The 23,524-nt window shown below is 72.6% G+C and carries 21 protein-coding genes; 11 read left to right on the forward strand and 10 right to left on the reverse strand.

From position 1 onward, the window contains the following. Nucleotides 1-130: 130 nt before the first annotated feature. From OG933_RS05385 to OG933_RS05395, 3 genes are all read left to right on the forward strand, one after another. Complete coding sequence (locus OG933_RS05385) at nucleotides 131-1,522, forward strand: diaminopimelate decarboxylase (protein ID WP_405625668.1); 1,392 nt, start codon at nucleotides 131-133, stop codon at nucleotides 1,520-1,522. A 71-nt stretch (nucleotides 1,523-1,593) separates the two neighbouring features. Continuing rightward, nucleotides 1,594-1,797 (forward strand): hypothetical protein, encoded by a 204-nt coding sequence (locus tag OG933_RS05390; protein WP_405625670.1) that lies wholly within the window; start codon nucleotides 1,594-1,596, stop codon nucleotides 1,795-1,797. A 132-nt stretch (nucleotides 1,798-1,929) separates the two neighbouring features. Next, complete coding sequence (locus OG933_RS05395) at nucleotides 1,930-2,820, forward strand: Gfo/Idh/MocA family protein (protein WP_405625671.1); 891 nt, start codon at nucleotides 1,930-1,932, stop codon at nucleotides 2,818-2,820. Between the two features lie 47 nt (nucleotides 2,821-2,867). Here the strand turns inward: OG933_RS05395 and OG933_RS05400 are convergent, their stop codons facing one another. After that, nucleotides 2,868-3,755, reverse strand: coding sequence for a GNAT family N-acetyltransferase (locus OG933_RS05400; protein ID WP_362519857.1), 888 nt, complete (start codon nucleotides 3,753-3,755; stop codon nucleotides 2,868-2,870). 230 nt (nucleotides 3,756-3,985) lie between these two features. On the opposite strand from OG933_RS05400, the gene OG933_RS05405 reads away from it, so the two are divergent. Further along, the gene (locus tag OG933_RS05405) at nucleotides 3,986-5,089 is read left to right on the forward strand and encodes a PP2C family protein-serine/threonine phosphatase (RefSeq protein WP_362519854.1); all 1,104 of its coding nucleotides are present in this window, start codon (nucleotides 3,986-3,988) and stop codon (nucleotides 5,087-5,089) included. Here the strand turns inward: OG933_RS05405 and OG933_RS05410 are convergent. Then, nucleotides 5,034-7,298 (reverse strand): MMPL family transporter, encoded by a 2,265-nt coding sequence (locus OG933_RS05410; RefSeq protein ID WP_362519852.1) that lies wholly within the window; start codon nucleotides 7,296-7,298, stop codon nucleotides 5,034-5,036. The two genes, OG933_RS05405 and OG933_RS05410, sit on opposite strands and share 56 nt — an antisense overlap. 140 nt (nucleotides 7,299-7,438) lie before the next feature. Between OG933_RS05410 and OG933_RS05415 the strand changes: the two genes are divergently transcribed. Together OG933_RS05415 and sthA are read left to right on the forward strand one after the other, a co-directional pair. Then, nucleotides 7,439-7,645 carry a hypothetical protein gene (locus tag OG933_RS05415; protein ID WP_020129064.1) on the forward strand — a complete coding sequence of 69 codons (207 nt, stop codon included), beginning with the start codon at nucleotides 7,439-7,441 and terminating at the stop codon, nucleotides 7,643-7,645. A gap of 63 nt (nucleotides 7,646-7,708) precedes the next feature. Then, entirely contained in the window at nucleotides 7,709-9,112 is a 1,404-nt protein-coding gene (gene sthA, locus OG933_RS05420; RefSeq protein WP_142267514.1) for a Si-specific NAD(P)(+) transhydrogenase, read from the forward strand. 18 nt (nucleotides 9,113-9,130) lie between these two features. Here the strand turns inward: sthA and OG933_RS05425 are convergent, their stop codons facing one another. Further along, nucleotides 9,131-9,601, reverse strand: coding sequence for a DUF5709 domain-containing protein (locus OG933_RS05425; RefSeq protein WP_362519849.1), 471 nt, complete (start codon nucleotides 9,599-9,601; stop codon nucleotides 9,131-9,133). Nucleotides 9,602-9,933: 332 nt separating this feature from the next. Between OG933_RS05425 and OG933_RS05430 the strand changes: the two genes are divergently transcribed. Together OG933_RS05430 and OG933_RS05435 are read left to right on the forward strand one after the other, a co-directional pair. Continuing rightward, the gene (locus OG933_RS05430; RefSeq protein ID WP_362519846.1) at nucleotides 9,934-11,406 is read left to right on the forward strand and encodes an APC family permease; all 1,473 of its coding nucleotides are present in this window, start codon (nucleotides 9,934-9,936) and stop codon (nucleotides 11,404-11,406) included. An 11-nt stretch (nucleotides 11,407-11,417) separates the two neighbouring features. After that, nucleotides 11,418-12,377, forward strand: a complete 960-nt coding sequence (locus OG933_RS05435; protein WP_362519842.1) for a hypothetical protein — start codon at nucleotides 11,418-11,420, stop codon at nucleotides 12,375-12,377. A 133-nt stretch (nucleotides 12,378-12,510) separates the two neighbouring features. Here the strand turns inward: OG933_RS05435 and OG933_RS05440 are convergent, their stop codons facing one another. After that, nucleotides 12,511-12,960, reverse strand: coding sequence for a carboxymuconolactone decarboxylase family protein (locus tag OG933_RS05440; RefSeq protein WP_362519839.1), 450 nt, complete (start codon nucleotides 12,958-12,960; stop codon nucleotides 12,511-12,513). A gap of 81 nt (nucleotides 12,961-13,041) precedes the next feature. On the opposite strand from OG933_RS05440, the gene OG933_RS05445 reads away from it, so the two are divergent. Continuing rightward, nucleotides 13,042-13,923, forward strand: a complete 882-nt coding sequence (locus tag OG933_RS05445) for a sigma-70 family RNA polymerase sigma factor (RefSeq protein WP_405625672.1) — start codon at nucleotides 13,042-13,044, stop codon at nucleotides 13,921-13,923. Between the two features lie 61 nt (nucleotides 13,924-13,984). Here OG933_RS05445 and prcB read toward each other — a convergent pair whose 3' ends face one another. The 4 genes from prcB to OG933_RS05465 all read right to left on the reverse strand — a co-directional run bounded on the left by prcB (nucleotide 13,985) and on the right by OG933_RS05465 (nucleotide 18,513). After that, nucleotides 13,985-14,848: a proteasome subunit beta gene (gene prcB, locus OG933_RS05450; RefSeq protein ID WP_405625673.1), complete on the reverse strand. Its 864-nt coding sequence runs from the start codon at nucleotides 14,846-14,848 to the stop codon at nucleotides 13,985-13,987. 84 nt (nucleotides 14,849-14,932) lie between these two features. Next, nucleotides 14,933-17,275, reverse strand: coding sequence for a glycoside hydrolase family 65 protein (locus OG933_RS05455; RefSeq protein WP_405625675.1), 2,343 nt, complete (start codon nucleotides 17,273-17,275; stop codon nucleotides 14,933-14,935). Then, nucleotides 17,272-18,060 carry an HAD family hydrolase gene (locus tag OG933_RS05460; protein ID WP_405625676.1) on the reverse strand — a complete coding sequence of 263 codons (789 nt, stop codon included), beginning with the start codon at nucleotides 18,058-18,060 and terminating at the stop codon, nucleotides 17,272-17,274. Before OG933_RS05460 ends, OG933_RS05455 begins: the two co-directional genes overlap by 4 nt. A gap of 57 nt (nucleotides 18,061-18,117) precedes the next feature. After that, the gene (locus OG933_RS05465; protein WP_362519823.1) at nucleotides 18,118-18,513 is read right to left on the reverse strand and encodes an SgcJ/EcaC family oxidoreductase; all 396 of its coding nucleotides are present in this window, start codon (nucleotides 18,511-18,513) and stop codon (nucleotides 18,118-18,120) included. 63 nt (nucleotides 18,514-18,576) lie between these two features. On the opposite strand from OG933_RS05465, the gene OG933_RS05470 reads away from it, so the two are divergent. Both OG933_RS05470 and OG933_RS05475 read left to right on the forward strand, forming a co-directional pair. After that, nucleotides 18,577-19,263 carry a nucleoside/nucleotide kinase family protein gene (locus OG933_RS05470; RefSeq protein WP_405625677.1) on the forward strand — a complete coding sequence of 229 codons (687 nt, stop codon included), beginning with the start codon at nucleotides 18,577-18,579 and terminating at the stop codon, nucleotides 19,261-19,263. Nucleotides 19,264-19,273: 10 nt separating this feature from the next. Then, complete coding sequence (locus OG933_RS05475) at nucleotides 19,274-19,909, forward strand: DUF6461 domain-containing protein (protein WP_405625678.1); 636 nt, start codon at nucleotides 19,274-19,276, stop codon at nucleotides 19,907-19,909. Here OG933_RS05475 and OG933_RS05480 read toward each other — a convergent pair. Together OG933_RS05480 and OG933_RS05485 are read right to left on the reverse strand one after the other, a co-directional pair. Beyond that, nucleotides 19,899-21,734, reverse strand: a complete 1,836-nt coding sequence (locus OG933_RS05480) for a hypothetical protein (protein ID WP_405625679.1) — start codon at nucleotides 21,732-21,734, stop codon at nucleotides 19,899-19,901. The genes OG933_RS05475 and OG933_RS05480 overlap by 11 nt on opposite strands. A 70-nt stretch (nucleotides 21,735-21,804) precedes the next feature. Beyond that, complete coding sequence (locus tag OG933_RS05485; RefSeq protein WP_405625680.1) at nucleotides 21,805-23,523, reverse strand: hypothetical protein; 1,719 nt, start codon at nucleotides 23,521-23,523, stop codon at nucleotides 21,805-21,807. Nucleotide 23,524 lies beyond the last annotated feature (1 nt).

Genomic DNA, 23,524 nt, shown 5'->3' on the forward strand with positions numbered 1-23,524 from the left:
GTCTGTCCGATGACACAAAGGTTCCGCTTGTCTTTGGCCCGCTCCCCAAAGACGTGCGGCCGGTACGGGAGGAATCTGGAAGTGTCACCCGACCGCGTGACACCCTTCCTCGCCCGAAGGAGACGAGCACGTGCTGCTCCCCACCGAGAACCAGCGGACCGGCCGGCGAGCCGACCAGCCGACCGATCAGCCGACCGACGACTCTCCCGTCGCCCTCGCCGTCCGGCAGGCCGTCGCGGACGGGCTCCTCGGCGAGGACCGGCCGCTGGCCGGGTTCGTCGACGTGCGGGGCGTGCGCGACAGCGTCGCCGGCCTGCACGAGGCGTTCGCGCAGGTGCCGGACGTCCTGCACACCTTCGCCGCCAAGGCCTGTTCCCTGGTGCCCGTGCTGCGGCTGCTCGCCGACGCCGGCATGGGCTGCGAGGTGGCGAGCCCCGGCGAGCTGCGACTGGCGCTGGACGCGGGGTTCGATCCGGCGCGCATCGTGCTGGACTCGCCGGCGAAGACCCGCCGGGAGATCCGGGAGGCCCTCGCCCTGGGCGTCGCGCTCAACGCGGACAACCTCGACGAGCTGGACCGGATCGACGCGCTGCGCCCCGAGGACTGCGCGTCGGTGCTCGGAGTGCGGGTGAACCCGCAGGTCGGGGGCGGGTCGATCGGCGCGATGAGCACGGCGACCGCGCACTCCAAGTTCGGGGTGGCCCTGCGTGATCCGGGGGCCCGCAGCCGCGTCGTGGAGGCCTTCGCGCGGCGGCCGTGGCTGACCCGGCTGCACGCGCACGTGGGCTCGCAGGGCTGCCCCCTGCCGCTGATCGCGGAGGGGCTCGCGCAGACGCACCGGCTCGCCGAGGAGATCAACGCGTACGTCGGCCGCCGTCAGGTGACCAGCCTCGACCTGGGCGGCGGGCTGCCGGTGAACTTCGCCGACGACACGGTCACGCCCACCTACACGGAATACGTGGCCGCGCTCACCGCCGCCGAGCCGGCGCTGCTGGACGGCCGCTATCAGGTGGTCACCGAGTTCGGCCGCTCTCTGATCGCGAAGAACGGCTTCACAGCGGCCCAGGTCGAGTACGTCAAGGACGCCGGTGGGCGCCGGGTCGCGCTCACCCACGCCGGCGGGCAGGTCGCCACCCGCACCGTCTTCATGCCGGACGACTGGCCGCTGCGGGTGTCCGCGTACGGCCCGGACGGCACGCCCAAGCGCACGCCGCTCGTCCGGCAGGACGTCGCCGGGCCGCTCTGCTTCGCCGGGGACGTCGTGGCGCACGACCGGCCGCTGCCCGCCCTCTCCGAGGGGGACCTGGTGGTGCTGCACGACACGGGCGGGTACTACTTCTCGGCGCACTGGTCGTACAACAGCCTGCCGAGGCCAGCCGTGTACGGCTATCGGCTCGCGGAGGGCCGGGTCACGTTCGCCACGATCCGGTCCGCGCAGACGGTGCGGGAGATCTCCGCGGAGAGCGGGCTGGCCCAGGCGGACGCCCTGTTGACGGGCTTCGCCGCGCCGCCTCGCACCTGATTCGCGCACGGCAGGCATCAGCGGCCCGATTCTGAGCACCCGGCATGGCGTCGCCTGCCGAGGAGAGAACCGTGCTCTGGGTCGCCGTGCTGCTGCTGCCGCTGCTGTCCGTCCTGATGGCGGTCATGGACCGGGTCGAGGACCGCCTGCTCTCGCCGGTCCGGGACAAGCGACGCCATGCCGGGCGCAGGCGGCATCTGCGCCTGGTCCGGGGCACCTCCGCCGCCGCTCCGGTGGCGGACGACTCCCGCCCGGCAAGGGCCCGGGCGGCCTGACGGCCGGGAGCACCGCCCGGGGGTGTGCCGGGCGACGGCGGTGTGCGAGGCTCGCGGTCGGAGTCGGCGTCCCGGCGGGACGCCACCCGTCACCACCCGTCACGTCGGTCGGCATCAGGGAGAGTCAGCGGTATGCGCATCGGTCTGCTCGGCACCGGCCCCTGGGCACAGATGGTCCACGCCCCCGTCCTCCAAGCGCACGAAGCGCTCGACTTCGTCGGCGTCTGGGGCCGTCGCCCGGAGGCGGCGAAGGAACTCGCCGACCGGCACGGGACACGGGCCTACGACGACGTGGACGCCCTGCTCACGGACGTGGACGCGGTGGCCGTCGCGCTGCCGCCGGACGTCCAGGCGCGGCTCGCGGTGCGGGCCGCCGGGGCCGGCTGTCATCTCCTGCTCGACAAGCCCGGAGCCGCGACGGTGCCGGGAGCGCGGGCCGTGGTCCGGGCCGCGCAGGAGGCCGGGGTCGCCTCGGTCGTCTTCTTCACCACCCGGTTCGTGCCCGAGGCGGGTGCCTGGATCGCCGAACAGGCGGAGACCGGGGGATGGTTCACGGGACACGCCGAGTGGCTGGGCGACGTGTTCCACGGTACGGGCGACCACCCCTTCGCCACGCCCTGGCGCGGTGAGAAGGGTGCCCTGTGGGACGTGGGTCCGCACGCGCTGTCCGTGCTGCTGCCGGTCCTGGGAGACGTCCGCCGGGTGACGGCCGCGGCCCGTGGTCCCCGGGACACCGTCCACGTGGTCCTGGACCATGTGGACGGTGCCTCCGGCACGCTGACGCTCAGTCTGACGGCCCCGCCCGCGGCGACGGGCTCGGGCGTGGAGCTGCGCGGCACGGCCGGGGTGACGCGGCTCCCTCAGGGCGGCGGCGACGCCGCCGGCGCCCTCACCCGGGCCGCCGACGAACTGCTCGTGTCGGCCCGGGACGGCCGCCCCCACGCCTGCGACGCCGCGTTCGGCCTGCGCGTCACGGAGATCCTGGCCGACGTCGAGGCGCTGCTGGAGGACGGAGCGCACTGACGCACCGCCCTCCCCGGGCCCGCGGGCCGTTCACCCGATCTCGAAGATCACCCGATCTCGAAGTTCACCCGCTCCCGCACGATCGGATAGCCGGCCTTGGCGAAGTGCGCCGCCATCGGGAAGTTCCCCTGGTCGGTGGCGGCGGCGATGAACTCGGCACCCCGCTCGACGAGATAGTGGGTGCACTCGGCGAGCAGGTCGTAGGCGTAGCCGTGACCCCGGTGGTCCGGGAGCACGCCGATGAAACCGACGCAGGGTCCCGAGGGGTTGTGGGCCGGGATGTGGATGCCGGCCAGTTCTCCCCGCGGGGTGCGGGCCACCTGCCACCACTCGCGCGGCGACGGGCACCAGCGGAAGAAGTCGATCTCCTCCTGGGCGGCCCGGTCGAGGCCGCCTTCCCCGATGGCCTTGCGGGCGTGGGCGTCGAGGGTGGCGGAGTGGATGCGGCGCAGCGCGTCGAAGAACACCGCGTCGTCCGGTTCGGGGGCGAAGCTCAGGCGGCCGGGACGGTCGGGCAGCCCGCACTCCGGGGTCCAGCGGTACACGAAGCGTTCCACCAGCGGGGTGTGGCCGGCCGCGCGGGCGGCGCGGTGCCGGGCCTCGGCGGCGGCCCGCATGGCGGGGTCGTCGCGCCAGCCGCCGGGCATGACGAGTTCCAGGCCGACCTGCCAGGGGGCGGTGCGCAGGAGTTCGGCCGCGGCCTCCTCCTCGCCGTCGGCGAAGTCGAACCACTCCACCACGAGCGGTTCGGTGTCCTCGGGTCCGCCCCACCAGACGGCGCGGGCGACGACCCGGCCGTCCCGCAGGGCGACGCGCTTCCAGTCGGGCCGGTAGGTGATCCTGCCGAAGGCGTCGACGGCGCGCAGCGGGTCGGGCAGGGTGTCGAACAGATGGACGTCGCTCTCGTCGAGAGCGCGGATGACCAGATCGGTCACGGATTCCTCCGGGTCGCGTACGGCGTGGTGCGCTCCCGGGGCGTCGGACGAGGGTCAGACGCGGCACGCCGGGGTCACGGAGTGGGAGCGCGGGATGAATGCGGTTCGCATGGCGCTCGCCTCCTTCCGTGGGTGTCCGGGCGTGCGATCACACATTAGGGGGCCGCTCTCGATCGCGTCCACGGGTTTTTCGGCGTGCGCCCGTCGCGGCCACGGTGGAGCGTGGGGGTGTGGGACGACTCGACGGGGACCGCCGGGGCTGGCTGCGCGGCGCGCCGCCCCCTCGCTGGGTACGGGCGCTGCCGCTCCTCCTGATCGCGGGCGTCTGCGTCGCCACCCTGACCAGCCCCGAGCCGCTGGACATCGGGTTCATGCTGGGCGCGATTCCGCCGCTGGCGGTGCTGTCGTACGGTCCGGCGGCGACCGCGCTGCTCGGCGCGGCCGTGGTCGTGATGCTCAACCTGCCCGCGTTCCAGCTCGACCAGCCGGGCCAGACCGATGTGCTGACGGTGTGCTTCGTCGCGGTGCTGAGTGTGTTCGTGGCGTTCGTCCGCCGCCGCCGGGACGCCCAGCTGGACACCGAGCGCACGATCGCCGAGGCCGCGCAGAACGCCCTCGTGCCGCCGGTCCCCGAGCGGGTGGGTCCGCTGCGCTGCGCGGGTCTGTACCGGGCGGCACAGCGCGGGACCCTGGTCGGCGGTGACTTCTTCGACGTCCGGGCGAGCGACCACGGGGTGCGGGCGGTGCTCGGCGACGTCCAGGGGCACGGGCTGGCGGCGGTGGCGACGGTGGCCTCGCTCCTGGGGGCGTTCCGGGAGGCGGTGCTCGACCAGCCGGACCTGGCGCGGGTCGCCGCCCGGCTGGACCGGCGGCTGACGGTGGACTCGGCGCGGGTGACGCACGCCGAACTGTTCGCGACGGCGGTCCTGCTGGAGTTCACGCCGGACGCGGACGCCGTGAGCGTGGTCGTCTGCGGGCATCCTCCGCCGGTGCTGCTGCGCGAGGGCACGGCCACGGAACTGGACGTCGTCCCGTGGACGCCGCTGGGGCTCGGTCTCCCGGAGGGCGCCCCGCTCACCGCCCACGTACTGCCGCTGCGCCCCGGCGACCGCCTCTTCCTGGCCTCCGACGGCGTCTCGGAGGCCAGGGACGCCGCCGGAGTCTTCTACCCCCTGCTCGACCGGCTGCCCGCCCTCGCCGCCGGCGCCGACCCGGCGACGACGGCCGAGCGGGTGTGGACGGACGTCCTGGGCCACTGCCCCGCCGTCCGCGACGACGTCACGATGCTCGTTCTCGAGCCGGCGGGTCGGGCGGACCACCGGGCGGACCACTGAGGGTCTCCGCGTCGCCCTCGGCGTCGATGTGCGGCAGGATCCGGTCCAGCCAGTGCGGGGTCCACCAGGCGCGCGCCCCCAGCAGGGTCATGACGGCGGGCACCATCAGCAGCCGTACCACGGTGGCGTCGATCAGCACGCTGACGGCGAGGCCGAGGCCCAGCATCTTGACGACGATGTTGTCGCTGATGATGAACGCCGAGAACACGCTCACCATGATCAGGGCCGCGCAGGTGATGACCCGGGCGGTGATCTCCAGGGCGTGGGCGACGGAGTCCTTGGCGTCGCCAGTGCGCAGCCAGGCCTCGTGCACCCGGGACAGCAGGAAGATCTCGTAGTCCATGCTGAGGCCGAAGATGATCGCGAACATCATCATCGGCACATAGCTCTCGATGGGCACGTCGCCGTGCACGCCCAGCGCGGGCCCGCCCCAGCCCCACTGGAAGACGGCGACGACGACGCCGTACGAGGCGGTGATCGACAGGACGTTGAGGACGGCGGCCTTGACCGCGACGAGGAGCCCGCGGAACACGGCGAGGATGATCAGGAAGGCGAGGAGGACGACCACGCCGATGATCAGGGGCAGCCGGCTGGCGACGATGTCCCGGAAGTCGACCTGGGCGGCCGTGGTGCCGGTGACATAGCCCTTGGCGTCGTAGCCGGAGACCGCGTCGGGGAGGGTGTCGTCGACGAGCCGGTTCGTCAGCTCGGTGGTGCTCGCGTCCTGCGGGGCCTGCTTGGAGTAGACGGTCGCGAGCAGCACGTCGCCGTCGCTGGTGGGGGTCAGCGGGGTGACCGTGGCGGCGCCGGGGACCGCGCCCAGTGTCTTCTGTGCCTGGGAGGAGAGGTCGGAGCGCTTGTCGGACGGGACGGACGTCTGGTCGATGACGACGGTGAGGGGTCCGTTGGAGCCGGGCCCGAAGGCGTCGGTCATCAGGTCGTAGGCCCGCCGGTCGGTGAAGGAGGTCGGGTCGGCGCCGTCTCCGATGTGGCCGAGCTGGATGGAGAAGACCGGGATCGCGAGGATCGCGATGACGGCGACACCGGCGCCGAGGTACTGCCAGGGCCGGCGCTCGACGCGCTTGGCGTAGCGGTGCCAGGTGCCGTGCGGGGTGGCGCCCGGTTCGGCGTCGGTCTCGGCGACCGGCTTGCGGACGTGGTAGCGGTCGATGTGTCTGCCGATGAGCCCGAGGAGGGCCGGCACCAGGGTGAGGGCGCCGACGACGGCGGAGACGACGGTGATGGCGGCGGCGAGTCCGAGTTTGCCGATGAAGGACACCCCGGACGCGTACAGACCGAAGAGCGCGATGATCACGGTGGTGCCGGACACGAGCACGGCGCGGCCGCTGGTGGCGTTGGCGTGTCCGGCGGCCTCGGCGGGATCCGCGCCGTCCAACAGGTTCTGCCGGTGCCGGGTGGTCAGGAAGAGGGCGTAGTCGATGCCGACGCCCAGTCCGATCATGGTGGCGAGGGTCGGCGAGACGGTGGCGAAGGTGAAGGCGGCGGCCAGCAGCCCGAGACAGGCGAGTCCGCCGACCACACTGATCAGGGCGGTGACCAGGGGCAGTCCGGCGGCGATGACGCTGCCGAAGCCGACGAGCAGGACGACGATGGCGACCGCGAAGCCGATCAGCTCGCTGATCCGGTCGTTCGCTGCGGGCCGGGCGAGCTCGCCGAGCGAACCGCCGTACTCGACGTCGGCGCCGGCCGCCCGCAGCGGCTGGACGGCCTTGTCGACGCCGTCCAGATAGTCGTCGCCGAGGGTGGAGGGCTGCACGTCGAAGCGGACGGTGACATAGGCGGTCCTGCCGTCGCTCGACACCGGGCCGACCTTCGACGACGTCACGGAGAGCGGGTTCACGGCCGTGAGCACATGGGGGAGCTTCTGGAGGTCGCCGACGGCCGTGGACAGCTGTGAGCTCAGGGTGCTCACGGCCTGGTCGTCGTGCAGGACGATCTGGCTGCTGTAGCCACCGGCCTGCGGGTCGTGCTCCTTGAGCACGTCCAGGCCGTCCGTGGACTGCACGCCCGGCAGTTGGAAATTGTCCTCGTAGGTCCCGCCGACGGAGCGGCTGACCACCTGGAGGGCGACGACGGCCACGAGCCACGCGATGATGACGATCAGGAAGTGACGGGCGCACCAGGCGCCGAGCCTGCGCAGTCCCCCGCGGTGCGGGTTCCCGGCGTTGGTGGGTGCCATGGAGCCCATTAGACGCCCGGTGGATCTTCCCGGCATCTCGAGTCGGAGCTGATCGGGATTGCAGGGTGCGGCTCCAGGATGAATGGTGTTAGTGGACCCGATGACCGCACCGGGCCGAAGCCTCCCTTCGGACGCGAGGAGCAGACATCATGCCGACGTCACAGCCAGGCGGCTCCCGGCCCTCCCCGGAGCGCGCCACCCCGGACAACCTGCTCCACACGCGTACCGGCACGGAGGTGTCGCCGGAGGACATGGTCCTCGCCACCGGCCGGGACATCACCCCGCGCAATCTCGAGTGGGCACGGCGCAAGCTCGCCGAGGAGGGACCCAGCGCGATCGAGAAGCTGCTGCCCTAGTAATCCGGGGCAATCGGGGCCCGCCCTTTCGCGGCGGGCCCTGCGGCTGCCAGACTCCGGAACGTGCCCGACTTCGACATGCTCGTCCTCGGATCAGGTCCCGGCGGTCAGAAGGCCGCCATCGCCGCGGCCAAACTGGGCCGCCGGGTCGCCGTCGTAGACCGCCCCGACATGGTCGGCGGGGTCTCCCTCCACACCGGCACCATTCCCTCCAAGACGCTGCGCGAGGCGGTGCTGTATCTCACCGGTCTGACCCAGCGGGACCTGTACGGACAGAGCTACCGCCTCAAGGAGAACATCACCGTCGCCGACCTGACCGCCCGTACCGAGCATGTGGTCGGGCGTGAGATCGATGTCATCCGCAGTCAGTTGTCCCGCAACCACGTCGCCCTGTTCGCCGGCACCGGCCGGTTCGTCGACGCCCACACCGTCGCGCTGCGCGAGATCACCGGGCAGGAGCGGCTGATCAGCGCGGAGCACATCGTGATCGCCACCGGGACGCGCCCGGCCCGGCCGGACAGCGTGGAGTTCGACGGGCGGACCATCCTCGACTCCGACAACGTGCTGACGATCGAGCGGGTTCCGCAGTCCATGGTGATCGTCGGTGCCGGTGTGATCGGCATGGAGTACGCGTCCATGTTCGCCGCGCTCGGCAGCAAGGTCACGGTGGTGGAGAAGCGGGCCGGGATGCTCGACATGTGCGACGTCGAGGTCATCGAGTCGCTCAAGTACCACCTGCGGGACCTGGCGGTGACCTTCCGGTTCGGGGAGACCGTCGCCGCCGTGGAACGGCATGCGCGGGGTGCGCTGACCGTGCTGGAGAGCGGCAAGAAGATCCCCGCGGACGCGGTGATGTACTCGGCGGGCCGACAGGGCCTGACCGACGAACTGGATCTGGACAAGGCCGGTCTGGCGGCCGACCGGCGCGGCCGGATCGAGGTCGACGAGCACTACCGCACGCCGGTCCCGCACATCTACGCGGTGGGCGATGTCATCGGCTTCCCGGCGCTCGCGGCGACGGCGATGGAGCAGGGCCGGGCGGCCGCCTACCACGCGTGCGGCGAGCCCGTCGGGCAGATGCACCACCTCCAGCCGATCGGCATCTACACGATCCCGGAGATCAGCTTCGTGGGGCGGACGGAGGACCAGCTCACCGAGGACAGCGTGCCGTTCGAGGTGGGCATAGCCCGCTACCGCGAACTGGCCCGCGGGCAGATCATCGGCGACGCCCACGGCATGCTGAAGCTGCTGGTCTCGCCCGGGGACCGGACGCTGCTCGGGGTGCACTGCTTCGGCACCGGAGCGACCGAGCTGATCCACATCGGGCAGTCGGTGATGGGCTGCGGCGGGACCGTCGACTACCTGGTCGACGCGGTGTTCAACTACCCGACGCTGGCGGAGTCGTACAAGGTCGCCGCCCTCGACGCCACCAACCGGCTGCGGCAGTTGGACCGCATCGGCGACTGAGGGGGGCGAGGGGGCCGCTCACTCCGCTCGTTCCTCGACGATGTGGACGGCGGCCTCCTCGGCACCCGCGGCCCCGCCGTCGATGCCCACGTCCTGGGCGATCTCCTCCTTGACGGCGTCGGGGTGGGCGCCCTCGTCGGGGGCGACCAGCCGGCCGGCGCGCCGGTCACCGGCCTCGGCGTCGACGGGTTCGCCCTCGCCGTCGGGGAGGTCGCCGATGCCGTCGCCGGCCGGTTCCGAGACGTCCGGGACCTCCTGGGCGAGGCGCTGGTCGAGGTTCTCGCCCTCGTGCTGTTCGGCCGCGGTGGTGCCGTACTTGGTCACGCCGAGCGGCTTCTCGGGCGGGGACCAGCCCTCGTCGAGGGTGTCGTCGTAGGTGCGTTCGCCGATGGCGTCCTGGAGGTCGAGCGGGGCGGCGTCCTGCTGTTCCTCGTTCGTTCCGGTGGGCTGGTAGACGTCGTCGCCCATCGCCTCGGACTCCGTACCCATGGGTTGCTCCTTCGCCGTCGGGGTCTGTGGTCTCCCCGTCCGCGTTTCCCGTGCGGGCCGCTCCAATCGCGGCACATGCCACCTGCACGGGCGGCCGTGGACATTACTTATCCGTCAATCTTGAAAGCTCAATCGTTAGGGCTATAGTCACTCGCACACTCGGTGTGACCGTCCGCCGACGCAGTGCTGGCACGGTACCCCTCCGCGCTTTCTCCGCCGACGTTTCCCGAGGTCATCCCTCTCGACGCGCGGCGGCGCTCCATCCCTCACCCCCCATACGCCGCCGGGTCCTCCCCGCTCGGGCGGCGTGCACGACGGAAAGCAGCGCAACCATGAGCAACAGCACCGGAAGAGGCCTCCAGGCGAATGTCCTGGGCACCTTCGACACGGTGGTGATGGCGGTCGCCGGCAGCGCGCCGGCCTACTCCATCGCCGCCACCACGGCCGTCCTGGCCGGCGCCGTGGGCCTGGCCGGACCGGCGGCGCTGCTGTACTGCGCGATACCGATGCTGGGCATCGCGCTGGCCTTCAGCCGACTCAGCCGGATCGACGTCAACGCGGGCGCCAGTTACTCCTGGGTGGGGCGCACGCTGCACCCCTTCCTGGGCTTCATCAGCGGCTGGGCGCTGGTGATCTCGGCGACCATCTTCATGGTGGCGGGATCGCTGCCGGCCGGGTCGATGACGCTGGCCCTGTTCGACGAGGGCCTCGCCGACAACACGGCACTGTCGACCGTCGTCGGAGCGGCCTGGTTCCTGGTGATGCTGGCGGTGGTGCTGGGCGGGGCCCGGCTCACCGTGCGCGCACAGTTGATCATGTCGGGTGTGGAGCTGGCGATTCTGGCGCTGTTCGCGGTGCTCGCCGTCTTCCACACGGACAACTCGCTGCCGTTCGACTGGTCCTGGCTCGGATTCAGCCACTTCGACGGGGTGTCCGGCTTCGCCTCGGGGGCGCTGGTCGCGGCCTTCTACTACTGGGGCTGGGACGTGACCAGCAACCTCAGCGAGGAGACCCGCGACAGCCGCCGTACGACGGGCCTGGCGGGGCTGATCGGGGTGGGCATCGTCTTTCTCCTCTTCGAGGTCTTCACCATCGCGGTCAACATCATCCTCAGCTCGCAGCAGATCGAGAACAACGGGGCCAACGTGCTGGCGGCGCTGGGCGAGGAGGTGTGGCCGGGCTGGGGCGGCAAGGTGCTGGTCGTGGCCGTGCTGCTGTCCACCGTCGCCACCCTGGAGACGACCCTGATCCAGGTGACGCGCTCGCTGTTCGCGATGGGCCGGGACCGTACGTTGCCGTCCGCGCTGGGCCGGGTGCACCGCACCTGGAACACGCCCTGGGTGGCGATCGCGGTGGTGGGCGGGGTGGCGCTGGTGCTGTTCGTCGCCTCCAACGCGCTGGGCTCGGTGGGCGACATCCTCGCCGACGCCATCTCGGCGATCGGACTCCAGATCGCCGTCTACTACGGGCTCGCGGGCCTGGCGGCGGTCGTCGCGTACCGCAAGACGCTGCTGAAGTCCCCTGCCGACTTCCTCCTCGGCGGGCTGTGGCCGCTGTTCGGCGCCGCGTTCATGTTCTGGATCTTCGTGGAGTCGCTCGGTGAGCTGGCCCCCGCGGCGGTCGCCATCGGCATCGGCGGGCTCGCCGTGGGTCTGGTGCCGATGCTCTGGTACTGGCGGCAGGGCAGCGACTACTACCGGCCCGCCCGGCTGGACGCCTCGCGCACCGTCGAGGCCGACTACGTGCCCGAGGGTCGCCCGGCGACGCACGCCGCCGGCCACGAGGGTCTCTCCACCGACTTCTGAGAGGGGCCCCGATGGCGCGCGACCGCTTCGCTCCCGATTTCGACCCCGACTGCGGGGACGCACCCCTCTCCTCCACCCGGCACGACATCGTCATCGGCCGCTGGCAGGGCCTGCGGGACCTGCTGCGCGCCACCGGCCCCGCCTGGCTCGCCCGCGGCCACCGGGTGCGGCTGCTGGCGCAGGCCTGCGCCGGCAGTTCGACGGTGGAGACCTGGCTGGCCGCCGAGCCGCACAGCGCCGACGCGCTGGTGCTGCGGGCGGCCACGGAGACGGCCCGGGCGTTCAACCTGGCGATCACCGCGGGCCGTGGCGTGCCGATCGACCAGACCCGGGTCGACGCCGCGGTGCTGTCGTGCCTGTCCGCCGCCGAGGCGTACCTGGACGACCCGACGCCGTGGACCTCGCTGATCTCGGTCGCCCGTCTCTATCCGGCCGGGGTGCGCCGACAGGAACTGGCCCGCTGGTGGGACGAGTTGCACCAGCGGGATCCGTACAGCATGGAGGGCCACCTCCAGGTGCTGCACTACTACTCCGCCCGCTGGCACGGCTCGCACGGGCTGATGTACGACTTCGCCCGCGACGCGGCCGGCGCGGCCCCGCCGGGCTGTCCGCTGCCGGTGCTGGTGCAGTACGCGCGCGTCGAGGAGTTCCGCCACGCCCTCGACACCACGCAGGACCGCTCCACCGCGGTGGGGCTCGGCCAGCACTGGAACAACGACGGCGCCGTCAGCGACGTCCGCCGCACCTGGGAACGCTGGATCATGGGCCGCAAGGACGACACCGTCGCCCCGGGCGAGCTGCGCGACTTCAACTACCTGGCCCACGCGGCGTGTTCGGCGGGCACCGCGGACGTGGCGACGCCGCTGCTGCGGATCCTCGGCCCTCGGGCGACCCGCACGCCCTGGTCGTACACCGGCGACCCGGTCCAGCAGATCGCCAGACGGCGCAAGGAGTGGGGCGTACGCGACTGAGACCGGAGACCGGGGACTCGCCCGCCGTACGGCCCCCGGGAACTCGGCGCGCGGTGACCGGCGGGTTCGCGGCCCTCGGTGGCCGGGTCGGCGAGCCGGTCCGACGGGGCAGGCTCGCCACCCCGCCCCCGACTCACCAGGTCTTGCCGGCCTGCTCCCGGATCGTGTGGTTGATCCGGTTGAAGAAGTTGGTCATCGCGATCTCCAGGATGATCGCGGCCAACTGCTCCTCGCCGAAGTGGTCGGCGACGGCGTCCCAGATCTCGTCGGTCACGCCCGCCGCTCCGTCCTGGATCCGGGTCGCGGCCTCGGTCAGCGCGAGTGCCGCCCGCTCCTCGTCGGTGAAGAAGGGTGTCTCGCGCCAGGTGACCACGCTGTGCAGCCGCTGGTCGGTCTCTCCGTGCTTCTTCGCCGCCTCGACACCGGCGAACACGCACGGACTGCATCCGTTGATCTGGCTGGCCCGCAGGTGGACCAGTTCGAGCAGGCGCGGGTCGACACCCCCTGCGTGAACCGCCTTGACGAGGTGCTGGATCGCGGTGATCACGTCGGCATTCGCCGGGCCCTTCATGCGTGCTTCCATCGTCTTGCTCCTTCATCGGTTACCTGTGCCCCTCCGGGCCCGTCATCCCCATGACGGAGCAGAGCCAGGGAAGGTAACAACATGTCCGACACCAGCCCGACGGACCCGGCGGCCGACGCGTTCGAGGCCCAGCGCGACCGACTGCGCGCGGTCGCCCACCGCATGCTCGGCTCGCACGCCGACGCGGACGACGTGGTCCAGGAGGCCTGGCTGCGGTTCTCCCGCCAGGACCCGGCGACCATCCACAACCTCGCCGGCTGGCTGACCACGGTGGTCGGCCGGATCAGCCTCGACGTCCTGCGCTCGCGCCAGGCCCGCCCCGAGGCGTCCTATGACGACGGGCTGCCCGAGCTCACGGTGGCGACGGTCGCCGACGGACCGGCGCCGGAGGACGACGCGGTGCTCGCCGACTCCGTCGGCCTCGCGCTCCTCGTCGTCCTCGAGTCGCTCGGACCGAGCGAACGGCTGGCGTTCGTGCTGCACGACCTGTTCGCGGTGCCGTTCGACGAGATCGGCCGGATCCTCGGCAAGTCCACCGCCGCGAGCAAGATGCTCGCCAGCCGCGCCCGCAGAAAGGTGCAGGGCACCGAGCGTCCGGCGGTCGTCGGACGGGAGCGGCGAGAGGTCGTCCACGCCTTCCTGACGGCGGCCCGCCACGGCGACTTCGAAGGACTGCTGCGCGTACTCGACCCCGAGGTGAGACTGGTTGTCGACACCCCCGACGGCGTGATCGTCACCCTCGGCGCCACCCAGGTCGCCGCCGGCGCCCAACTGTCCGCCGGTGCGGCCGCGCGGGGGCGAGCGGTGCTCGTCGGCGGGCTTCCCGGGCTCGTGTCCTGGCGCGAGGACGGCTCTGCGCTGTCGGTCATGGCCTTCACCGTCGCCGACGGTCGGATCACCGGCATCGCGATCACGGTCGATCCGGTCAGGCTCGCCGCGATGAACCTGCCGGAACCCGAGTGAAGTCCGGCCGCGCGCGGGCCCGTCACCCGCGCGGGCCCGGCCGGCTCACGGGCGTCGTCGCCTACGGCCGCGGCTCGGTGGCGTGGGGGCCGTCGGGCCTGTCGCGGCGCTGCTCGACCATCTCGTGGCTGAGTCGCTCCGTCTCCGCCTCGGGCAGCCGCTCGAAGCCCTCCTCCGTGATGACCGAGACGATCGGGAAGATACGGCGGCCGATGTCGGGGCCGCCGGTCGCGGAGTCGTCGTCGGCCGCGTCGTACAGCGCCTGGAGTGCGGCCAGCGCCGCCTCGCGCCGGGACATGCCGGCGCGGTACAGCTTCTTCAACGCCCCGCGCGCGTACGGCGATCCGGAGCCCTCGGCGTGGAAGGGCGCCTTCTCGTACAGGCCGCCCGCCACGTCGAAGCTGAAGATGCGGCTCCTGGCGCCCGGGGCGGCCGCCGTGTCGTAGCCCGCGAGGAGCGGGACGACGGCGAGGCCCTGCATGGCCTGGCCGAGGTTCTGCCGGATCATCGTGGCCAGTCTGCGTGCCTTCGCGCCGAGGGTCATCGCGGCGCCCTCGACCTTCTCGAAGTGCGTGAGCTCGACCTGGTACAGCTTCACCATGTCCACGGCGAGTCCGACGGTGCCGGCGAAGGCGACGGCGGTGTGGTCGTCCGCCGGATACACCTTCTCCAGGTCGCGCTGCGCGATGAGGTTGCCCATCGTGGCCCGGCGGTCGCCGGCGATCAGCACACCGTCGCGGTAGACGAGGGCCAGCACGGTCGTACCGTGCGGGAAGCTGTCCGGGGCGGCGCGGAAGCCGTCGGCGAACGGGCTGCGCGTCGGCAGCAGTTCGGGGCGGTGCACCGCCAGGAAGTCACTGAAGGACGAACCGCCCGCCGTGAAGAACTCGTCCGCGAGCCGCCCGTCGTGCCCACTCTCCGCCATGCCACTCCCCCTCGCCGCCTGCGACTCCCCACTACCTACCAGCACCCGGCGGCCGGGAAACACACCGCCGGACGCCGGCCCGGCTCAGCGGGTGTTCGGCCCCCGGTGCGGCGGCTGCCGGGGCGTCGGCCGGTCCGGCACCGGCGGTACGGCGCGGACGACGGGGCCGTCGCCGTTCACCAGCACGGGAGCGCCGTGGTGCCGGATCGTCAGGGGGGAGCCGGACAGCAGGGTGTACGTGGCCTTGTCCGGGCCGATCTCCACCCGCAGGCGACGGCCGAGGAGTTGGACGCTGAAGGCGAGCCGGCTGAACCTCTCCGGCAGCCGGGGTGCGAATCGCAGGCCCTCGCTGTCACCGCGCAGCCCGCCGAAGCCGGCGACCAGGGCCATCCAGGTGCCCGCCAGGGACGCGATGTGCAGCCCGTCGCGGGTGTTGTGCTCCAGGTCGGCCAGGTCCATCAGCGCGGCCTCGGTCGTGTAGTCGTAGGCCAGTCCCAGATGGCCGGCCTGCGCGGCGATCACCGCCTGGCAGCAGGCCGAGAGGGAGGAGTCGCGGACGGTCAGCGGCTCGTAGTAGGCGAAGTTGCGGGCGATCTGCTCCTCGTCGAAGTGGTCCGCGCAGGTGTACATCGCCAGGACCAGGTCGGCCTGCTTGACGACCTGTTTGCGGTAGAGGTCGAAGTAGGGGAAGTTGAGCAGCAGGGGGTACTGGTCGGGGCGGGTGCCGGCGAAGTCCCACTGCTGGTAGCGGGTGAAGCCCGCGTGCTGTTCGTGCACACCGAGTTCGTGGTTGTAGGGCACGTGCACCGCTTCGGCCGCGTCCCGCCAGGCCGCGCTCTCCTCCTCGTCCACGCCGAGCCGGGCGGCCTCGCCCGGGTGCCGTACCACGACGTCCGCGGCGGCGAGGAGGTTCGCCCGGGCCATGAGGTTGGTGTAGGTGTTGTCGTCGGCGACCGCGCTGTACTCGTCGGGTCCTGTGACGCCGTCGATGTGGAAGGTGCCGTGCGCGTCGTGGTGGCCGAGCGAGCGCCACAGCCGCGCGGTCTCCACCAGCAGCTCGACACCGGTGGCCGCTTCGAAGTCCGTGTCCCCGGTCGCCGTGACGTACCGGACCACGGCGTCGGCGATGTCGGCGTTGACGTGGAAGGCGGCGGTGCCGGCCGGCCAGTACGCCGAGCCCTCCGAGCCCTCGATCGTCCGCCAGGGGAACGCGGCGCCGCGCAGGCCGAGTTGGACGGCCCGTTCGCGGGCGGCGGGCAGGGTGTTCTGCCGCCAGCGCAGGGCCTCGGCGACGGCGCCGGGAGCGGTGTAGGTGAGCAGGGGCAGCACGAAGGTCTCGGTGTCCCAGAAGGCGTGGCCGTCGTACCCGGACCCGGTCAGACCCTTGGCGGGGATGGCGCGTTGTTCGGCGCGGGCACCGGCCTGGAGCACATGGAAGAGGGCGAAGCGGACGGCCTGCTGGATCTCCTCGTCGCCGTCGACCTCGACGTCCGCGCGGGACCAGAAGTCGTCGAGGTAGGCACGCTGGTCGTCGAGGAGGCCCGCCCAGCCGCTGTGCCCGGCCGCCGCGAGGGCCGCCTCCACCTGGTCGCTCATCGCGGGCCGGGAGCGGGCGCCGGACCAGCCGTGCGCGACGATCTTCTCCACCCGCAGCCGCTCACCCGGCTCCAGCACGGAGGTGACGGTGAGCCGGGCGACGTCGACGTTGCTCTCGCTGTCGACGGTGGTCCGCTCGGGGCCGGTGACCTCGTGGTCGGCGGCCACGGCCACCCGCAGTCCGCTGCGTTTCGTGCGGTGGACGAGCCGCAGCCGGCGGCCGACGGCCACGTCCTCCTCCGGCTCCAGCGGTGACTTCAGGGCACGGGCCGCGCGCGGGTCGCCGTTCGGGTCGGGCAGGCTCTCGTTGGTGACCAGCTCGGACTGGATCACCACCCGGGAGGTGCTGCCGACGGCCTCCACCTCGTAGGCGACGGCGGCCACGGCCCGCTGGGTGAGCGAGACCAGCCGGGTCGAGCGCACCCGGACCGTGGATCCGGCGGGCGAGGTCCACTCGCAGGTCCGCTCCAGGACGCCCCGGCGCAGGTCGAGCACCCGCTCGTGCGTGACGAGCCGCCCGTAGCGCAGGTCGAACGGCTCGTCGTCGACCAGCAGCCGAAGAATCTTGCCGTTGGTGACGTTGATGACGGTCTGCCCGGACTCCGGGTAGCCGTAGCCGGCCTCGGCGTAGGGCAGCGGGTGCAGTTCGTGGACGCCGTTGAGGTAGGCGCCGGGCAGGCCGTGCGGCTCGCCCTCGTCCAGGTTGCCGCGCCAGCCGACGTGGCCGTTGGAGAGCGCGAAGACGGACTCGCTCTGCGCCAGGACGTCGAGGTCGAGCCGCGTCTCGCGCACGTACCAGGGCTCGACGGTGTAGGACCGGTCCTTGATCACTCCCGCCCTCCCCCGTCGACGCCGCCCGGGAGGCCGCCGAGTTCCCCGACTTCCGCGAGGTCCGCGAGGTCCTTGACCACGATGTCGGCGCCGTGCGTGTACAGCGCGTCGCTCTGCCCCACCCGGTCGACGCCGACGACGTACCCGAAGTCCCCGGCGCGGCCCGCGTCCATCCCGGCCAGCGCGTCCTCGAAGACGGCCGCCCTCGCCGGCTCGACGCCGAGGTCGCGGGCGGCGGCCAGGAAGGTGTCGGGCCGCGGCTTGCCCGGCAGCTTCCGCTCGGCCGCCACGACGCCGTCGATCCGTACCTCGAAGAGGTGCTCGGCGTCGATCGAGCGCAGTACGTCGCGGGTGTTGGCGCTGGAGGAGACGATCGCCGTCCGCAGGCCACGCGCGCGTGCCGCCGCTATGTAGCGCAGGGTGCCGTCGTACGGCCGGACGCCCTGGGTGCGGATCTTCTCCAGGAGCAGCTCGTTCTTGCGGTTGCCCAGCCCGTGGACGCTCTGCGCGTCGGGCGGGTCACCCGGTTCGCCCTCGGGCAGTTCGATGCCCCGGGAGGCGAGGAAGGTGCGGACGCCGTCGGCGCGGGGGCGGCCGTCGACGTACTCGTCGTAGTCGCGGGCCTCGTCGAACGGCCGGAAGTCCTTGCCTCCGCGCGCGTACAGGAACGCGTCGAAGGTCTCCTTCCAGGCGGCCGCGTGCACCACGGCCGTTCGGGTGACGACCCCGTCGAGGTCGAAGAGGCAGGCCTGGATCGTTTCGGGGAGACCGAGCGTCGACGTCATACGGCCCTGGTTCCCCCACATCGGGCCCCTCACCGGTGTGTCGCGCGCCACATCCGGTCAGTCGTGCGGGAAGGAGTGGTGCTCGTGGGCGATGAGCCAGCGGCCGTGCTCCTTGCGCAGGCCGAAGGTGAGCCGCAGCCGCAGGCTCGGACACTCGGCGAGTTCCTCGGGCGTGCCGCAGCGCAGCAGGGCGTGGGCGTAGGCGACGTCGTGACCTGCGGTGACGTCGAGGGTGTCGATGTCGAAGCGGGCGCCCTGGGCCTGCCAGACGAAGAAGGGCGGCCAGGTCGCCCGGTAGGCGGCCAGGCCCCGGATGCCCTCGTGGGGCGCCGGTACGTCGTACATCACCAGGTCCTCGGCGTGCCGGTCGAGGACGGTGTCGAGGTCGCCCCGGTGGACGGCCTCGGCCCAGCGGGTGATCAGGGTGCGGATCTGCAGCTCGTCGTCGGACACGGTCGTCCTCCTTTCCTTGCGGCCTTGCGGGTCACCTTCCAGGAGACTGCGACACTCTGCTGTGTGCTCACTTTCGACGATCTGCTCGTACGTGCCCGTTCCCTCGCCGGGGACGGCCGCCGACGCGCGCTCCTCGGTATCGCGGGCGGTCCGGGCGCGGGCAAGACGACGCTCGCCGAGTGTCTGGTGCGGGAGCTGAACGGCACCGGCGATCCCTGGGTCGCGCACGTCCCGATGGACGGCTTCCATCTCGCCGACGTGGAACTGGACCGCCTCGGCCGCCGGCACCGCAAGGGGGCGCCCGACACCTTCGACGCGGCCGGTTACGCGGCCCTGCTGCGGCGGCTGCGGGAGGAGACGGACGGCGAGGACCTGGTCTACGCGCCGGGCTTCGAGCGGGAGCTGGAGCAGCCGGTCGCGGGGGCCGTGCCGGTGCCGCCGACGGCCCGGCTGATCGTCACGGAGGGCAACTACCTGCTCGTCGGCACGGGTGCGTGGACGCGGGTACGCGCCGCCCTGGACGAGGTGTGGTTCTGCGAGACGGACGAGGACGAGCGGGTCCGCCGGCTGATCTCCCGGCACGAGGAGTTCGGCAAGGGCCACGAGGAGGCGGTGGCCTGGGTGCTGCGGAGCGACCAGCGCAACGCCGAGCTGGTGGCGACGACGAGGGAGCGGGCCGATCTGGTCGTGCCCCTGCCCGTCCGGCCCCGGCCCCGGCCCGCCGGGGGCGTTGTCGGTGCCACGCGTTAACTTCGGCCCCATGACCGACGGAATCGTGTGGCTGGTGGATCTGGACGGCTGGATGTCCAGCGTCGTGTTCGCGCGCGGGATCTCCCCCGAGGAGCTGGCCCACCGTATGGGAGCCGACCCGGGCGGGGCCACGGAGCCGATCACCGACGCCGAGGTGTGGCAGCTCGGGATCACCGAGTACCGGCCGGCCGAGGACGGGGACGGCGTGATCCGGGTGGGCAGATCAGGGGACTGGTCGTTCGCCCTGGAGTACGGGGACTCGACCGGCGGGGACCTGCTCGCACAGATGTCGCGCGACGGCGTGGAGGTTGTGCGGTACGTGCCGCCCCAGGAGCACCCGCCCGCCGACTTCCACTACGCGCGCGACGGCGTGTTCGTGTCCGGCCACGGGCTGCGGGAGGAGGTGTGGCGCTGGGGCGCGGAGCCGGATCTGCTGCTGCCCGAGCTGGTCGCCGCCGGCATCCTGTCCTGCGACGGAAGCACTTACCTTCCGCCGGAGGACGAGGACTACCGGACGGGCTACCGGCGCAGCCTCGGTGTGGTGGAGCGGCGGTTCGGTCTGTCCCTGTCCCCCGCGTTCCTCCGGGACGCCCGGCTGCCCGCGTACGCGGTGCGCGGCACCCCGCGGATGACCCTCAGCCCCTGACGGCGGCGCGCAGCGTCAGCGTCGGCTCGGCGTGCGCGTCGTCGGGGCCGAGAACGGCGGTGAAGGCGTCCGTCCGCACGGTCAAACCCTCCTCGGCCCAGTCGACCGCGACCGTGAGCGGCTCCTCGGTGCCGTGGCGCACCGCGAACACGTGCAGGTCGTCCGGCGCGTCCGGGAGCGGTCCCGCCTCCAGCGCCGTCGAGCTGACCAGGTGGCGCCAGCCCTCGTCGGGGTTGCCGTAGCCGCGCGGGTCGGCGGCGAGCGCGAAGGCGGCCTCCTGCTGGGTGAGTTCGGCGCGCGCGTCGAAGTGCTCGGCGCCCTCGGCTTCGGGGTGCGTGAGGCGCAGGCCGCCCGGTGAGGAGACGGCTCCGTGCGCGGTGCGCCGGACCCGGTCGCCGTCGTCCTCGGCGTACGGCAGGCCGGCCAGCAGGTACGGCGTCCCGTCGAGGCGCTCCACGGCGACCGTCGTCCACAGGGTGGTGCCGTCGGTGACGTACAGGGAGCGCACGCTGCGCAGGACGTGGTCGCGGCCGACGACCGGCTTGGTGACCAGCTTGGCCGTCAGGCCGTCGGCGCGGGCGTCACGGACCCGGACCTCGCCCATCGGCCGGCACAGCAGGAAGCCGTCGGTGACGGGGCCGAAGCCGTGCTGGCGGTTGACGGCGGCGGGCAGGTAGTAGGTACCGGCCGCCTCGACGACCGCGGGGGTCATCCGGTCGTCGAAGGCCACCGAGACCGTGCCGGCGCGCAGTTGGTGCCGTGCGGGTCCGGTGGACGGCTCGCGGTGCCAACGCGTGGTGTCCTGGATCTGCCAGACCAGCATCCACGCGAAGTGGCCGTCGACGCCGTCGTCCGCCTTGACGGCGTGCCGTGCCCAGCGGCTGTCGCCCCGGTAGCGGCCCAGGTCGGCGCCGATCCGGGCGCCGAAGTAGCGCAGGCCGAGGACGGACTCGAAGGCCGAGTGCTGCTCGCTGTAGCGGGGGCCGCCGTTGTCGAAGCCGCCGCCGGTGAGGCGGGCGTCGAGGTAGCGGGCGAGCGCCTCGCCGTCCTCGGCGAAGACCTCCTCGCCGCTGACCCGGTGGGCCTGGGCGAGGAAGGAGAGGGAGATCGGGCCGTAGTTGTTGTCGTAGGCGCCGCCGTGCTCGGGGGGCAGCAGGGCGCCCCGGTCGCGGACCCGGTGGGCGCGGATCTCGTCGGAGTACAGCGCGAGGGCCCGTGCGCGGACCGGCTCGCCGTCCTCCGGCGCAAGATGGCGGGCCAGCATCAGGCCGCCGACCACGCAGCCGATGGCCTGGTTGCCCGCCTCCTGGGGGTTGAAGAAGGTCGCATCGGTCAGCCAGCTCCAGTAGCCGCGCGCCACCTCCAGCAGCTCGGCGCGCTGCTCGTCCGGCACCAGCCCCTCGGCGGTGTCGAGCACGTTCACGGCCTGGAGCAGCGCCCACACCGTGCTCGGCCAGTCGCCGACGGGGTGTGCGCCGGCCGCCAGGGTGTAGCGGGCGTAGGGGAGTCCGGAGCCGCGCACCCTCAGGTTCGGGTAGCCCGGGTTGTCGTCCCGGTAGACCCGTTCGCGGAGGTGGAAGGCGAGGCTGCGGCGCACCGCCTCCGGCAGCCGCGGGTCCTTGGTGCGCTGCCAGGCCAGGGCCAGCAGGGAGGTGATGCCGAGCGAGGTGTCGCCGATGTCGTCGACGCAGTCGGGGTGCTCCAGGTTGCCCTGCGGGCTCAGGCGGCGCAGCGCCTGTTCGGTGACGTCGGCGAGGACGGCGTCGTACGCCTGCGGGGTGTCGGGCAGGTCGTGCAGCGGGCCGCGCTGGTGGAGGAGGTACACGGGAGGGGACGTAAGGTCCACGGGGATCAGCCCTTCATGCCTGAGATGGCCATGGAGTGGGTCGTCGGAGTCACACGACCGGTGCGGGCCGGCGGACGCGCAGTGCGAGGGTCAGTGTGTGCGGGCCGAGCCCACCGAGGCAGACGCGGTTCCCGGTCGTCGCATCGGTGCCGCCCACCACGGTGCAGTCCTGGCCCGGGTCGTACCGCAGTACGTCACTCCGGTCCGGCCCGGCAAGCGGTTCGCCTGCCTCGACGTCGGCCTCGACCCGGATCTCGTCGTGGCCGACCCGGTAGGTCATCGGCCCGGTCGTCAGGCACCAGCGCCCGTCGCCGATCGGCAGGGCGCCCTCCGGCACGCCACCCGGCCGGAAGGTCAGTTCGAGGGCCCAGGGCACCCGTGGCCCGCTGATGTCGATCCGCAGGTCCGCACCGTCCTCCCGCAGGTCCACCTCGACGCGGGTCGTGTGGGAGACCTCGTCCCGAGGCCGGTCCGGGAAGGCCATCGCGCCCGAGAAGCGTCCCTCGTCCGCCAGCCGGTAGACGCCGTCGTCCCGTCGCCGGTCCGGCGGCAGCGGCTGGTAGTAGGCGGCCGTGAAGGTTTCGGAGAGCAGGTAGCGGTTGTCGGCGAGCCGGTGCATCTCGGCGGCGCGGAACGGGCCCAGGTCGAAGAATCCCCGTGAGAGCCGGACCGCGTCGAGGACGGCGTCGCCCGCGAACAGGCGCAGGAAGGTGGGGTTGCAGGCGAGGCCCGAGCGGATGCGCCGGTGCGCGGGCACGTCGGAGCCGCCGTACACCACCGTGTGCGCGGTGGCCGAGGCGTGTGCGGCGAGACGGGCGGTGGTGAGGTACCGGTCTCGGGGCAGTGTCTCCACGGCCGGTGCAGGCAGGGCGCGGCACAGGTCCGGGGTGAGGAGGGTCTGGGCGAGCAGGTCGGGGTCGTCGATGCCGCCGGCGGCCGCGAGCCGTGCCGCCCGGCCGAAGTCGCCCCGGCCGGTGCGGATCGCGAGCAGCCGGTAGTGCGGCAGGTAGGGCGCCAGCGGGAACGGGTGGTTCTGGTCCTGCCGTCGCGAGTGGACGGTCTCCACCGTGCCGTCCGGCCTGATGAGGTCCAAGGTGGTGGCGAGATTGCGTTCGACGGCGTCCAGCAGGTCGGCGCGGCCGAGCACATCGGCCAGCAGGAGCAGCGACGGGTTGGACACGTGGGCCGCGTAGTTGGCGCTGCGTTCCGAGTACAGGCCCTCCGCGTCGATGTCGACGCCCTCGGCGAGCCACTCCTCGGCGCGGGCGAGCAGCCGGTCGTCCGGGAACGACCGGTGCAGCCGGGCCAGTGCCGCCGACAGCTCCCAGCGGTGGTTCGGGGTGTGCACGCCGCCGGTCAGGAGACTGCCGGCGGCGGCGCCGGCGATCTCGGCGAGCGCGACCGTGACGTCGTGCAGTTCCGGCCCCGCGCCGGCGGCGAGGACGTGCGCGTCGCACACGTCGTTGACGGTGAACGCGGAGTCCGGGGGTGACTGCACGTTGTCGCCGCCGGCGAACAGGCCGGTGGGTGTCTGCGCGGCCCGCAGGGCGCGGAGGTGGGTCAGGGTGGCGGCGACGGCCTGTCCGCTGCCGTGCAGTGCCGAGTCCGGGGAACGGTATGCCGCGACCAGGGTTTTCACCCGCCGCGCCAGACCACGGTGCGGTACACCGGCGGGTTCCTCGTCCGGGCGGGCCGCCAACGGGACGGCCTGCCGGTCGGCGGCGCGGGCCACCGCGCGGACGAACTCTTGGTCGAGCGGGGTGGGCAAG

Source organism: Streptomyces sp. NBC_00016 (genome assembly GCF_045040885.1).
GTDB lineage: Bacteria > Actinomycetota > Actinomycetes > Streptomycetales > Streptomycetaceae > Streptomyces > Streptomyces coriariae.